This window comes from [Rhizobium] kunmingense (genome assembly GCF_977018605.1).
On sequence record NZ_CDRNXG010000001.1, the window covers coordinates 2,936,980 to 2,949,864 of the forward strand.

General features: G+C 61.9%; 12 protein-coding genes and 1 tRNA gene. 8 read left to right on the forward strand and 5 right to left on the reverse strand.

Translation table 11 applies throughout. The annotated features are described in order from the left end of the window. Positions 1–7: 7 nt before the first annotated feature. The 4 genes from AC0JZ4_RS14240 to AC0JZ4_RS14255 form a co-directional block, all read right to left on the reverse strand. The gene (locus AC0JZ4_RS14240) at positions 8–1,300 is read right to left on the reverse strand and encodes an efflux RND transporter periplasmic adaptor subunit (RefSeq protein WP_471887015.1); all 1,293 of its coding nucleotides are present in this window, start codon (positions 1,298–1,300) and stop codon (positions 8–10) included. Positions 1,301–1,530: 230 nt separating this feature from the next. Beyond that, positions 1,531–1,710 carry a hypothetical protein gene (locus AC0JZ4_RS14245; protein WP_471887016.1) on the reverse strand — a complete coding sequence of 60 codons (180 nt, stop codon included), beginning with the start codon at positions 1,708–1,710 and terminating at the stop codon, positions 1,531–1,533. A gap of 75 nt (positions 1,711–1,785) precedes the next feature. Then, a complete protein-coding gene (locus AC0JZ4_RS14250; RefSeq protein ID WP_471887017.1) occupies positions 1,786–1,911 on the reverse strand; it encodes a hypothetical protein in 126 nt (41 codons plus the stop codon). Between the two features lie 144 nt (positions 1,912–2,055). Next, positions 2,056–2,131: transfer RNA gene (locus AC0JZ4_RS14255), tRNA-Lys, on the reverse strand. A gap of 192 nt (positions 2,132–2,323) precedes the next feature. Here AC0JZ4_RS14255 and AC0JZ4_RS14260 point away from each other — a divergent pair. After that, positions 2,324–3,070 carry a cytochrome c biogenesis CcdA family protein gene (locus AC0JZ4_RS14260; protein WP_471887018.1) on the forward strand — a complete coding sequence of 249 codons (747 nt, stop codon included), beginning with the start codon at positions 2,324–2,326 and terminating at the stop codon, positions 3,068–3,070. Between the two features lie 38 nt (positions 3,071–3,108). Beyond that, a complete protein-coding gene (locus AC0JZ4_RS14265; protein ID WP_471887019.1) occupies positions 3,109–4,071 on the forward strand; it encodes an AEC family transporter in 963 nt (320 codons plus the stop codon). On the opposite strand, the gene AC0JZ4_RS14270 is transcribed toward AC0JZ4_RS14265, so the two are convergent. Next, positions 4,048–5,250: a UbiH/UbiF family hydroxylase gene (locus AC0JZ4_RS14270; protein WP_471887020.1), complete on the reverse strand. Its 1,203-nt coding sequence runs from the start codon at positions 5,248–5,250 to the stop codon at positions 4,048–4,050. The genes AC0JZ4_RS14265 and AC0JZ4_RS14270 overlap by 24 nt on opposite strands. Positions 5,251–5,442: 192 nt before the next feature. Between AC0JZ4_RS14270 and pcsA the strand changes: the two genes are divergently transcribed. The 6 genes from pcsA to glmU all read left to right on the forward strand — a co-directional run bounded on the left by pcsA (position 5,443) and on the right by glmU (position 12,522). Then, positions 5,443–6,171 carry a phosphatidylcholine synthase gene (pcsA, locus tag AC0JZ4_RS14275; protein ID WP_471887021.1) on the forward strand — a complete coding sequence of 243 codons (729 nt, stop codon included), beginning with the start codon at positions 5,443–5,445 and terminating at the stop codon, positions 6,169–6,171. Positions 6,172–6,336: 165 nt separating this feature from the next. Beyond that, positions 6,337–7,911 carry an ABC transporter ATP-binding protein gene (locus tag AC0JZ4_RS14280; RefSeq protein WP_471887022.1) on the forward strand — a complete coding sequence of 525 codons (1,575 nt, stop codon included), beginning with the start codon at positions 6,337–6,339 and terminating at the stop codon, positions 7,909–7,911. Then, a complete protein-coding gene (locus tag AC0JZ4_RS14285) occupies positions 7,901–8,989 on the forward strand; it encodes an ABC transporter permease (RefSeq protein WP_471887023.1) in 1,089 nt (362 codons plus the stop codon). Before AC0JZ4_RS14280 ends, AC0JZ4_RS14285 begins: the two co-directional genes overlap by 11 nt. Continuing rightward, positions 8,989–9,903: an ABC transporter permease gene (locus tag AC0JZ4_RS14290; protein WP_471887024.1), complete on the forward strand. Its 915-nt coding sequence runs from the start codon at positions 8,989–8,991 to the stop codon at positions 9,901–9,903. The genes AC0JZ4_RS14285 and AC0JZ4_RS14290 overlap by 1 nt, the downstream gene beginning before the upstream one ends. 41 nt (positions 9,904–9,944) lie before the next feature. After that, positions 9,945–11,018, forward strand: coding sequence for a BMP family ABC transporter substrate-binding protein (locus tag AC0JZ4_RS14295; RefSeq protein WP_471887025.1), 1,074 nt, complete (start codon positions 9,945–9,947; stop codon positions 11,016–11,018). Between the two features lie 145 nt (positions 11,019–11,163). After that, the gene (gene glmU / locus AC0JZ4_RS14300) at positions 11,164–12,522 is read left to right on the forward strand and encodes a bifunctional UDP-N-acetylglucosamine diphosphorylase/glucosamine-1-phosphate N-acetyltransferase GlmU (protein ID WP_471887026.1); all 1,359 of its coding nucleotides are present in this window, start codon (positions 11,164–11,166) and stop codon (positions 12,520–12,522) included. Positions 12,523–12,885: the final 363 nt, after the last annotated feature.

Sequence of the window (12,885 nt, forward strand, 5' to 3'; positions counted from 1 at the left end):
CCTCCCATCATCTGCCGCTGGTGGTCGCGTCGGTGATCAGCTGGTCGCCATCCTTGAGTTCGCCGGATTTCAACACGGTGAACTGGCCGTCCGTCGGCCCCATCTCGACAGCGACCCGCTCCGGCGCTCCGGCACGCAGGACCCAGACCGAGCGGCCGGCCGTCGTCGCCGAATCGTTGCCGCCACGCCGACCGCCGCGCGGACGGGGCGGGGAGAAGAGGCGGGTGAGCACATTGCCGCGCGTCTGAGCCGTCGCCGGCGGAGAGTAGCGAAGTGCCGCATTGGGAACGAGAAGCGCATCCTCCACCGACTGAACGGTAATGTCGGATGTTGCCGTCATGCCCGGACGCAGGAGAAGGTCTTCATTGTCGACTGTCAGGATCGCCTTGTAGGTGACGACGTTGGAGACGGTTTCGGAGGCGAATCGCACGGCCTCGATCTTTGCCGGGAAGCTGCGCTCGGGATAGGCGTCGACGGAGAATTTCGCCTCCTGACCTTCGCGCACCTGTCCGACATCGGCCTCGTCGACGGCGACCTGCAATTCCATCTGCTTCAGGTCGCCGGCAATGGTGAAGAGGACGGGGGCGTTGAGCGACGAGGCGACGGTCGCACCCGGATCGACATCGCGGGTCAGTACCACGCCATCGATCGGCGAGACGATCCGCAGCTTCGACAGGTTGACCTCGGCGAGGCGAAGCGAGGCTTCCGCCGATTGAACGGCCGCCTGGTTTATCTCGATCGTGGCGACAGCCGAATCATAGCTGTATCGCGCCGCATCCAGTTCCTGTTGGGTGGAAATGCGGTTGCTGACCAGGCCGGTCAGGCGGTCGAGCGAGTTCTTCGCCGATGCCGCTTCAGCCTGCGCCTTCAGGACGTTGGCCTTGGCCGAGGAAAGCTGGGCGCGGGCGGACTGGACGTCGGCTTCCTGGCGGTTGGTATCGAGTTCCAGCAACACGTCGCCGGCCTTGACAGTGCTGTTATAGGTGACGTTGACCTGACGCACGGTGCCGGACAATTCGCTGGAAATATCCACCTGATCGGTCGGTTGCACCGATCCGGTGGCGGTGACGATGACCTGCAGGTTGCCGGTCTTGACCGGCTGGGTCGTATAGGCGAGCTGCTGGCCATCGCCTGCGCCGAAGGCATAGAATGCCGCGCCGCCGCCGATGACGAGGATCGCCGCTGCCGCCAACCACTTGCCGCGGCCGCGCTTTTTCTTGCCCCCGGAAGAGGACAGGATGGTGGCAAGATCCGGGGCGTCCGGTCTGCCGGAAGTCGAAGGATCGGTTGGCGCGTTCACTCTGATTACCTCGTCTTGTGTCTGGCCCGTCGTGATCGGTCAGCCTCTTCTGGCGCCCGGACAGGTGTTTCCCGCTCAATGCCACGAAACGCCCGACGGGAATAATTAAATAACAGTAAGCTCTTGGTTGTTCCGAGGATGTCGCGTGCGCAGATCGTCGCGGCGCTTGATGGCGGACACGAAAAGGCCCGGTCACGCAGCCGTGCCGGGCCTTCGGATCGAGTGATAATTTACTGCTGACTGCTGGGCACACCGAATCGCTCCGGCAGGAACGCGGTCTCGGTCTGATCGCCGCTCAGGCGGTCGGTCTTGGCTGTCTCTACCTGCTGCATCGGGGCTGCGACGAAGTAAAAGGTCGCGGCACCGGCAAGAGCGGCGAAAAGGGCAATGATCAGACTGTTCTGCTGCATGTCTTATCTCCCTGTCTGCAAGAAAGAAGAACGGCGCTCGGGACCAATCGTTCCGCAGGCTTTTGTGCGCGGCCTCTAGCTGTTGGCCGAAAGCTCGGAGGGCGAGGCCATGATCTTCTGCTCGCCGATGGAGCTATCCATATACTTGAAGCCGAGGATGCTGAGGATCGATGCAATAAGAACAACGAAGATGATTCGCATGGGTTACTCCTTGAGCCGGCAATAACCATTAAGACCTGTCGCCGGTTCCCATGATCTGCGCATTGCGCAGCGGAAGTGGCTTGAAGAATTGTTTCGCAAAGTGTGAAAAAGTTATCGCGTCATCTGCACGAAACACTGTTCGAATGGTGAGAGCGCAGGGGTTCGAACCCTGGACCTACTGATTAAAAGTCAGTTGCTCTACCGGCTGAGCTACGCTCTCTCACCTCGGGCGTCGAAGCGCCTTTCGAAAGTGCGCGATACATATGCAGGACACCTCTTGCGGTCAACCCGCAAAAAGACCAAAAAAAGCAAAGCCAGCAGGTTTTCATAACCTTCCTTAAAAGGTGATTGGCATCAGGCGCCTATCGAAGGTAGCGCCTCTGGCAGCATTCAAGTTCGGAGTTCGTCCCGCGTGTCCATTGCCGAGATCTCGATATTCACCGCCTTGCTCGCGGGGACACTGTCGTTTCTGTCGCCCTGCGTACTGCCGCTGGTGCCGCCCTATCTCTGTTACATGGCGGGTATCTCGGTCGACCAGTTCCGCGGCGAGGCGGGCGAACGGGTGTCGCCTGCACGATCGGCTGTGTTGCGTTCGGCGGTGTTCTTCACGCTCGGCTTCGCCACCGTTTTCGTCATGCTGGGGGCCGGGGCATCAACCGTCGGCGTGCTGCTTCGCCAGCATCTCGACCTCCTTTCGAAGATCGGCGGATTGATCATCATCGTCATGGGCCTGAATTTCCTCGGTGTCCTTCGAATCGGCTTCCTGTCGCGCGAGGCGCGCTTCCAGTCGTCCGGCCAGCCGGCGACGCTGTCGGGCGCCTATGTCATGGGGCTTGCCTTCGCCTTCGGCTGGACGCCGTGCATCGGGCCGGTGCTGGGCGCCATCCTCGGAGTTGCCGCATCGCGCGATACGGTGGGCGAGGGCGCCATGCTGCTCGGCATCTATTCGCTCGGCCTTGCCGTACCGTTCTGGATCGCGGCGGCCTTTTCAGGCGTGTTCATGCGTTTTATGACCCGTTTCCGTCGCCATCTCGGACTGGTCGAAAAGGCGATGGGCGTGTTCCTGATCGTCACCGGCTTCGCCTTCATCTTCGGCTTTGTCACGGCTGCGGCAATCTGGTTTCAGGAAACTTTTCCAATCCTGATGCAGATCGGATAACCGGTCTGCGGCCTCAAACCTTCAGATCGTGACTGCCCATGGCCGATGTCGTTGCTCTTCTCCTGCCGTTCTTCGGGCTGATCCTGATCGGCTATGTGGCGGCGAGGGCGACGGGGCAGCCAATGGAAGCGCTCGGCTGGCTCAACACATTCATCATCTATGCCGCGCTGCCGGCGCTGTTTTTCAAGCTCGTCTCACGCACGCCGATCGAGCAGCTGACGCGGTTCGACTTCATTTTCGGTCAGATCGCCGCCGTCTATCTGATCTTTATCCTGTCCTTTGCTATCGGCTATTTCGTCCGGCGCAGCGCGTTCGAGGAATGCACGATCCAGGGCTTTACCGGCGCCTATGGCAATATCGGCTATATGGGGCCGGGGCTGGCACTGCTTGCCTTCGGCGAGGCGGCGGCCGTGCCGGTGGCGTTGATCGTCTGTCTGGAGAATGCCGCCCATTTCATCGTCGCGCCGGCCATGATGGCGGCGGCAGGAGACGACAGGCGGCCGATGGGGCAGGTCATCGGATCGATCGTATCGAAAGTTGCGCTTCACCCGTTCATCTTGTCGACCGCGCTGGGCTTCGCATCCGCCGCGTCCGGTCTGCAATTGCCGGGGCCGGCGATTAAGCTCGTCGACTATCTGGCGCAGGCGGCCGCCCCTTGCGCCCTGTTCGCCATGGGCGTGACGCTGGCGCTGCGGCCCGTGCGGCGCATTCCCGGCGAACTTCCCTATCTCGCCGTCTTCAAGCTGATCCTGCTGCCGCTTGTCATCTATCTCGTTCTGTCGCTCGTCGGTGACTTCGAGCCTGTCTGGGTGCATACGGCCATGCTGCTTGCGGCCTTGCCGACAGCGACCAATGTCTTCGTCATCAGCCAACAGTATCAGGCATGGCAGGAGCGAGCCTCGGCCAGCATCCTCATCATCACGCTCGCCTCGATCGTGACACTGCCGGTCTGGCTCTACGTGATTTCGAGCGGCGTGTTACCGGCGGACCTGTTTCGCTAGGCCCTTGACCAGGTTCTTCAGTCCACGACCGGGTTCGACGCCTTCATGCATCAGCACGTTGCGCAAGGGCGAGACGGCGTTGAGCACATGCATGCCGGCGGCGCGCAGCATCTGAACTGGCAGGAAATCGGTCAACAGCGAGCGGTTCAGAAGGTCGACGCTGAAGGTACGGCTGATGATGTCCGGCCGGCGGCGGCGGTTGAAACGGTCACCGGCATCCGCGGGCACGGGCTTGTCGCGGGTGGCGGCCAGAAGTTCGGCAAGCGCCATGCTGTCACGCAGCGACAGGTTCAGGCCCTGTGCCCCGATCGGCGGGAAGGCATGCGCCGCCTCGCCGATCAGCGCCACGCGGCCGGAACCGAAGCGCTCTGCCATCATGCTCGAAAGCGGCCATGCCTGCACTTTACCCTCGACCGTCACCTTGCCGAGGATCGACTGCATGCGCGCCTCTACGATCGCCGACAGTTCGTCCAGCGGCAGGGCGGTCAGGCGCGTCGCCTCTTCCGGGCGCACGACCCAGACGAGACTGGAGCGCTGGCCGGGCAATGGCACCTGGGTGAAGGGGCCAGTCTCGGTGTGAAATTCCGTCGAGACATTTCCGTGCGGCAAGGCGTGGGCGAAATTCAGCACCAGGGCCGATTGCGGATAGGCCCACTTTTTCACGTCGATGCCTGCTGCTTCGCGCGTGATCGATTTGCGGCCATCAGCACCGATGGCGAAATCCGCCTCGACAATCTCGCCGTCAGCGATTGCAATCGTCACCTTGTCCGTCTGGACCGCAACGCTTTGTGCATTCTTCTCGATACGGGTGAGATTGGGTTCTGCGGCAATGGCGGCGTCGAAGACTTCGGCCAGCGCCTTGTTCGGAATGTTGTAGCCGAAGGCGGGCAAGCCGATATCCATGGCGCGGAACTGGGCCGGCGGGGCGCGCAGCAGGCGCGTCGTGCCATCGATGATCTGCATCACCGAAAGACCGGCAGACGAGGGCACTATCTTGTCCCAGACGCCGAGACGTTCGAGATAGCGCACCGACTGATCCATCAGCGCTGTGGTGCGGCCGTCGTCGTGAGCCGCCGGCGCCGATATCAGGCAGACCTTGCGGCCGGCCCGCGCGAGAGCCAGCGCCGCCACGCTTCCAGCCAGTCCGCCACCGATGACCGCGATCTCGTAATGCTGCATATCCGCTTTCCATTCTTTGCCTGACGCCTATCTAGTGCGTCTTTGGAGTTTGATCCATGGGGTAAGTCAAACGCATGCAACCTTGGACGGCTACGTAACCGGTGCAAAACCGGCCACCCGGCCTGCAGCCGGTTGCAATGCGCAGGGATTGGCAGCATATCGGAGGTTTGATTGGAAAAGCGGGACCGAGGCGTGTTCAGACGAATCTTCAACTACCGTAAAGTCCCGTATGCGGAAATCCGCGCTTTCTCGGTTCACCTTCTGACGGCTTCCGGCTCGTTTCTGGCTTTTCTCGGTGTCGTCGCCGCCGCCGAGCACCGTTTCGTCGACATGTTCTGGTGGCTGGGCCTGGCGCTCCTCGTCGACGGCATCGACGGGCCGATCGCCCGCAAGGTGCATGTCAAGGAAGTCCTGCCCAACTGGTCCGGCGACACGCTCGACAATATCATCGACTATGTGACCTATGTGCTCCTGCCGGCCTTTGCTCTCTACCAGAGCGGCATGATCGGCGAGCCGTGGTCCTTCGTCGCCGCCGGAATGATCGTCGTGTCGAGCGCCATCTATTATGCCGACATGGGCATGAAGACGGACGAATATTTCTTCTCCGGCTTCCCTGTCGTGTGGAACATGGTCGTCTTCACGCTGTTCGTCATCGACGCAACGGCGACGACGGCGATGATCGTCGTGACGGTTTCCGTCTTCCTGACATTCCTGCCGATCAATTTCCTGCATCCGGTGCGCGTCAAGCGTCTGCGACCGCTCAATCTGGCGGTCGGCGCCATCTGGTGCGCGCTTGGGGGATACTCGCTGCTGATGCATTTCAACTCGCCGGACTGGGTCGTGTGGGGCGTGGTGATCAGCGGCATCTATCTCTATTGCATCGGCGGCGTGCTGCAGCTTTTCCCCAATCTGGGGAAATAATGCGCTGCAGCGTGGATAACGCGCTTTCATATTGTAGAAGCCCGTAAAAACGGTATCAATATCAAGTGGCTGACATTCGACCTGCGGATGTGGGTCATTCCATTCGTTTTCAATTGCAGACTGCAGTGCAGCTTACGGACGGCATTGCACACAAGAGGGGGTTCCGTGACGTTTTCGAAAGGCGTTGAGGCCGGCCCGCTTTTGTCCGTCAAAGGGCTGACCAAGCTCTTCGGCAGCTTTGCTGCCTGCAATGCGATCGACCTCGACATCGGCCATGGCGAAATCCACGCGCTGCTCGGTGAAAACGGTGCCGGCAAGTCGACACTGGTAAAAATGCTGTTCGGCGTGCTTGAGCCGAGCGCCGGCACGATTTCCTGGGAAGGTCGTCCCGTGACGATCCCGTCTCCCGGCGAAGCCCGCCGTCTCGGCGTCGGCATGGTGTTCCAGCATTTCTCGCTGTTCGAAGCGCTGACGGTCGCCGAGAACATCGCCCTGTCGCTCGATCCGAAGACGCCGCTTGCCAGAATCGCGGAGGAGACGGCGACCGTCTCGAAGGCCTACGGCCTGCCGCTCGATCCTTCCGCGCATGTCGCCGACCTTTCCGTCGGCGAACGGCAGCGCATCGAGATCATCCGCGCGCTTCTGCAGAATCCGAAACTCATCATTCTCGACGAGCCGACCTCGGTTCTGACGCCGCAGGAAGCGGAGCGTCTGTTCGAGACGCTCATGCGGCTGAAGGCCGAAGGGCGCTCCGTCCTCTATATCAGCCACCGGCTCGATGAGGTGCGCCGCATCTGCGACCGCGCCACCGTGCTGCGCCACGGCAAGGTCACCGGCGCGTGCGATCCGAAGCAGGAAACGCCGGCTTCGCTCGCCCGCATGATGGTCGGTACCGAAGTCGCCGAGGTCAAGCGCGACGGCACTGCGGCGCTGGGCGAAGCGCTGGTCGAAATGAACGGCGTCTCGGTGGCGGCCCGCACGCCGTTTTCCATGTCGCTCAAGGATATTTCGCTGAAGGTGCGCGCAGGCGAAGTGCTGGCGATCGCCGGTGTCGCCGGCAACGGCCAGTCGGAACTGTTCGATGCGCTGTCGGGCGAATATCCGATCTTTGACAACGAGGCGATCCGGCTGCGCGGCAAGCCGGTCGGCAAGGTTCGCATCAATGGCCGCCGTCTGCTCGGCGCCGGTTTCGTGCCGGAAGAGCGCCACGGCCATGCCGCCGTTCCCGCATTGTCGCTGTCCGACAACCTGCTGCTTGCCCGCAGCCGTTCGGACAGGAAGGCGTTTCTCGCCGGTGGGCCGCTCTCCGTCGTCAAGCGCGACGCCATTCTGTCGGCCGCCCGCCGCATCTGTTCGGTCATGGATGTGCGCAAGAGCGGCGACGACCCGGCTGCCGGCTCGCTGTCGGGCGGCAACCTGCAGAAATTCATCGTCGGTCGCGAACTCGACCGCCAGCCGGCCGTGCTCATCGTCAACCAGCCGACCTGGGGCGTCGATGCCGGGGCCGCCAGCCGCATCCGTCAGGCCCTGATCGATCTTGCCAGGGCCGGGTCCGCCGTTATCGTCATCAGCCAGGATCTCGACGAGATTTTCGAGATCGCCACGACCATTGCCGTGATTTCGGACGGCAAGCTGTCGGCCCCCTATCCGGCCGGCGAATTGTCGCTCGAACAGATCGGCTTGCTGATGGGCGGCGTTCATGAAAGCCATCCGGTGCCGGAGACTGCCCATGCGCATTGAACTGCAAAAGCGCGCCGGCGCCTCGACGCTGTTTTCCATCGTTTCGCCGCTTCTGGCTCTGGCTTTGACGCTGCTTGTCGGCGGCATCATGTTCTGGATGCTCGGCAAGAGCCCGACCGGCGCGCTCTATTCGTTTTTCGTCGAACCGCTTCTCGACGTCTGGTCGCTGCACGAACTGGCGGTGAAAGCCGCACCGCTGATCCTCATCGCGGTCGGGTTGTCGATCTGTTACCGCTCCAACAACTGGAATATCGGCGCAGAAGGACAGTTCACCATCGGCGCGATCACCGGCTCGATCCTGCCGGTTCTGAACCCCGAATGGCATTCGCCGATGATCCTGCCTCTGATGCTGATCATGGGCATGCTCGGTGGTGCGCTCTACGCCGGCATTCCAGCGCTCCTGAAGACGCGGTTCAACACCAACGAGATCCTGACGAGCCTGATGCTCGTCTATATCGCCCAGCTTTTCCTCGACTGGCTGGTGCGCGGTCCGTGGCGCGATCCGCAGGGCTATAATTTTCCGCAGACGAAAAGTTTCCAGCCGGAAGCGGTGCTGCCGGAAATCCTCGATTCCGGTCGCGCCCATCTCGGCCTCGTCTTCGCCATCGTCGCAGCCGTCGCGCTCTGGTTCATGATGCGCTTCATGCTCAAGGGCTTTCAGGTCTCGGTTCTCGGCCAGTCGGAGCGGGCAGGGCGGTTTGCCGGCTTTTCGGCGCGTAACATGGTGTGGTTCTCGATGCTCTTGTCCGGCGCGCTCGCCGGGCTTGCCGGCATTTCGGAAGTTTCCGGCTCGATCGGCCACGTGCAGCCGGTCATCTCTCCCGGTTACGGCTTTACCGCGATCATCGTTGCCTTTCTCGGACGCCTCAATCCGCTCGGCATCGTCGCTTCGGGATTCGTGCTGGCGCTCACTTATCTGGGCGGCGAGGCGGCGCAGCTGTCCATCGGCATCTCGGACAAGGTCAGCCGCGTGTTCCAGGGCCTGATCCTGTTCTTCGTGCTCTCCTGCGACACGCTGATCCACTACCGGATCCGCTTGGTCTCCAATCCATCAACGAGCAGGGAGGCGAAGACCTGATGTTCGAGGCAATCCTCCTCACCGTCATTACCGCGTCGACACCGCTGGTCATCGCAGCCCTGGGCGAACTGGTGACCGAGCGTTCGGGCGTCCTCAACCTCGGCGTCGAGGGCATGATGATCATGGGCGCGGTCTGCGCCTTTGCTACCGCACAGCTCACCGGTTCGCCCTATCTCGGCATTCTCGGCGGCATCGTCGGCGGCGGGCTGTTTTCGCTGCTGTTCGGCTTCCTGACGCTGACGCTTGTCGCCAATCAGGTGGCGACCGGTCTGGCGCTGACCATTCTGGGCCTCGGCCTGTCCGGCCAGCTCGGCGAAGCCTTTGTCGGCATGCCGGGCGTGCGCCTGCAGCCGATCGTCATTCCGCTTTTGTCGGACATTCCCTTTTTCGGCCGCGTGCTGTTTTCCCAGGACCTGATCTTCTACCTGTCGGTGGCGCTCGTCATCGGCATCAGCTGGTTCCTGTTCAAAAGCCGCACCGGCCTGAAACTGCGGGCCATCGGCGACAGCCACGGCTCGGCGCATGCGCTCGGCATCAATGTCGTACGGACCCGCTATCTCGCAGTCCTGTTCGGCGGCGCCTGTGCGGGGCTGGCCGGCGCGCAGCTGTCGCTCGTCTACACGCCGCAATGGGTGGAGAACATGGCGGCGGGGCGCGGCTGGATCGCGCTGGCGCTCGTCGTCTTCGCTTCGTGGCGTCCGTGGCGGGTGCTGGCCGGCGGTTACCTGTTCGGTGCCGTCTCCATCGGCCAGCTTCATGCGCAGGCCTTCGGGCTGGGCATTCCGTCGCAGCTACTCTCCGCGCTTCCCTACGCGGCCACTATTGTCGTGCTGATCATCATTTCGCATAATCGCCGCACGACACTCATCAACACGCCGGCATCGCTCGGGAAACCATTTGTCCCCGATCGGTGACCGCGTTAACGTCAATGTCATACTCCATCAGAGGTTGGAACATGAAGAAACTCATTATTGCTCTCACCGCCACGGCCGCAGTGCTGGGCGGTTTTGCGGGCGGTGCGCAGGCGCAGGAAAAAAAGAAGGTCTGCTTCATCTACGTCGGTTCCAAGACCGATGGCGGCTGGACCCAGGCGCATGACATCGGCCGTCAGGCGCTGCAGAAGGCACTCGACGACAAGATCGAGACGCCGTTCCTGGAAAGCGTTCCGGAAGGCCCGGATGCCGAACGCGCGATCGAGCGCATGGCACGCTCCGGCTGCGCCATGATCTACACGACGTCCTTCGGCTTCATGGATGCAACCGTAAAGGTTGCGGCGAAGTTCCCGGACATCAAGTTCGAACACGCCACCGGCTTCAAGGCGTCTGAAAACCTCGCCACCTATAATTCGCGCTTCTACGAAGGCCGTTACATTCAGGGCCAGATCGCCGCGAAGATGTCGAAGAAGGGCCTTGCCGGCTACATCGCCTCCTTCCCGATCCCGGAAGTGGTCATGGGCATCAACGCCTTCGAACTCGGTGCGAAGTCGATCAACCCGGATTTCAAGCTGAAGGTCGTCTGGGCCAACACCTGGTTCGATCCGGGCAAGGAAGCCGACGCCGCCAAGGCGCTGATCGACCAGGGCGTCGATATCCTCACCCAGCACACCGACACGACCGCGCCGATGCAGGTTGCAGCCGAGCGCGGCATCATGGCCTTCGGTCAGGCCTCGGACATGATCGCCGCCGGCCCGAAGACGCAGCTGACCGCCATCATCGACAGCTGGGCGCCCTACTACGTCAAGCGCACCCAGGCGATGCTCGACGGTTCGTGGAAGTCGGAGCAGATCTGGGACGGTCTCAAGGACGGCATCCTCACCATGGCGCCCTACACCAACATGCCTGACGACGTGAAGGCGATGGCGGAAGAGACCGAAGCCAAGATCAAGTCCGGCGAACTGCACCCGTTCACCGGTCCGATCAACCGCCAGGACGGCACCGCATGGCTCGCCGCCGGCGAAAAGCCGGAAGACGGCGTATTGCTCGGCATGAACTTCTACGTCGAAGGCGTGGACGACAAGCTGCCGAACTGATCTTTCTTTCGATCTCATCGGAAAGGGCGTCTTCGGGCGCCCTTTTTCTTTTCAGCGGTTTGTTTCCCTCAGACACAAGCCGTTTATCGCGCTGCAACGATCTTGCTGCTAAAGCATCCGGCGAATGCCCAAGGAGATTCCCGCCATGACCCGTTCCTGTCTTGCCGTCATCCTCGCCGCTGGCGACAGCACGCGGATGAAATCGTCGATGTCGAAGGTGCTGCATCCGGTCGCAAACCGTCCGATGATCGCGCATGTGATGGCGGCGGTGGCATCGGCCGGCATGACGGACGCGGCGCTCGTCGTCGGTCGTGACGCGGAAAAGGTCGCCAAGGCCGGCTCGATCGACGGCATTTCGGTCAAGAGTTTTCTCCAGACCGAACGCCTCGGCACCGGCCACGCGGTTCTCGCCGCCCGCGAGGCGATCGCCCAAGGGTTCGACGACGTTCTGGTCGCTTATGGCGACGTGCCGCTGATCACCGCCGCTCCCTTCACTGCTGCCCGTGAAAAGCTTGCCGAGGGTGCGGATGTCGTCGTCATCGGCTTCCACACCGAAAATCCCACCGGCTACGGCCGTCTGCTCGTCGAAAACGGCGAACTCGTCGCCATCCGCGAGGAGAAGGATGCCACCGACGACGAGCGCAAGGTCACCTGGTGCAATAGCGGTCTGATGGCGATCAACGGCGATAAGGCGCTGGCGCTGCTGGACAGGATCGGCAACGCCAATGCCAAGGGCGAATACTATCTCACCGACCTTGTCGAGATCGCCCGGGCCGAGGGTGGCAAGGTCGTCGCCGTCGATGCACCCGAAACGGAGCTGACCGGCTGCAACAACCGCGCCGAGCTTGCCGTCATCGAAAAGCTCTGGCAGGACCGCCGCCGCAATGAACTGATGGTCTCGGGCGTGACGATGATCGCCCCGGAAACCGTCTTCCTCTCCCATGATACCCAAATCGGCCAGGATGCGCTGATCGAGCCGAATGTCGTGTTCGGCCCCGGCGTGACGATCGACGGCGGCGCGATCATCCACGCCTTTTCCTACATCGAGGGTGCGCATGTCAGCGCCGGCGCGATGGTCGGTCCGTTCGCGCGGTTGCGGCCCGGCGCGGATCTCGCCGAAGGCTCAAAGGTCGGCAATTTCTGTGAGGTGAAGAACGGCAAGCTGGGCGAGGGCGCCAAGGTCAACCATCTGACCTATATCGGCGACGCGGTCATCGGTGCGCATGCCAATATCGGCGCCGGTACGATCACCTGCAATTATGACGGGGTTAACAAGTACCAGACGGTGATAGGCGCCAATGCCTTCGTCGGCTCCAACTCGTCGCTCGTCGCGCCCGTCTCGATCGGCGTCGGCGCCTATGTCGCTTCCGGCAGCGTCATTACCGAAAACGTGCCGGACGACGCGCTTGCCCTCGGCCGCGCCCGCCAGGAGCTCAAGCCTGAGCGCGCCAAGGTGATTCGCGAGCGGGCGCTGGCGCTAAAGGCGTCGCGGAAGAACGGCTGAGTTCAGTCATCATCACGCATTTGTGAAATCCATCGGCCGCGGCTTGATTGTCGGCGGCCGATTTTGCGTTGGGCGCTTCACGGGCGAATTCGATTTCACCTTCGTTTCTTGGATTTTTGCCTGTTCTGTGGCGATCGGTCGCATGTCCAGAAGCGGGAGCATGACGATTGCATTCGGCAAATAACATGACTAGAAAAATCATGTTATTTGCCTTGAACCCTAAAAAGGCGTGGGTTTTCAATTGACATTGTGGCAGACTGGCGGCAATTCCGTGGCGCGATCATGTTGCATGGCTGTCAAGTGTGCAAATTGGCGCACCTCTTCGCTGCCCGTCCGGGTGGCGGTATTTTCATCATTACGGGA

Excerpts from the sequence above, each read along its gene's own strand:
- AC0JZ4_RS14245 (WP_471887016.1), bottom strand. The coding sequence starts at position 1,710 with ATGCAGCAGAACAGTCTGATCATTGCCCTTTTCGCCGCTCTTGCCGGT.
- AC0JZ4_RS14250 (WP_471887017.1), bottom strand. The coding sequence starts at position 1,911 with ATGCGAATCATCTTCGTTGTTCTTATTGCATCGATCCTCAGCATCCTC.
- AC0JZ4_RS14265 (WP_471887019.1), top strand. The coding sequence starts at position 3,109 with ATGGCCGATGTCGTTGCTCTTCTCCTGCCGTTCTTCGGGCTGATCCTG.
- AC0JZ4_RS14270 (WP_471887020.1), bottom strand. The coding sequence starts at position 5,250 with ATGCAGCATTACGAGATCGCGGTCATCGGTGGCGGACTGGCTGGAAGC.
- AC0JZ4_RS14285 (WP_471887023.1), top strand. The coding sequence starts at position 7,901 with ATGCGCATTGAACTGCAAAAGCGCGCCGGCGCCTCGACGCTGTTTTCC.
- AC0JZ4_RS14290 (WP_471887024.1), top strand. The coding sequence starts at position 8,989 with ATGTTCGAGGCAATCCTCCTCACCGTCATTACCGCGTCGACACCGCTG.
- AC0JZ4_RS14295 (WP_471887025.1), top strand. The coding sequence starts at position 9,945 with ATGAAGAAACTCATTATTGCTCTCACCGCCACGGCCGCAGTGCTGGGC.
- glmU (WP_471887026.1), top strand. The coding sequence starts at position 11,164 with ATGACCCGTTCCTGTCTTGCCGTCATCCTCGCCGCTGGCGACAGCACG.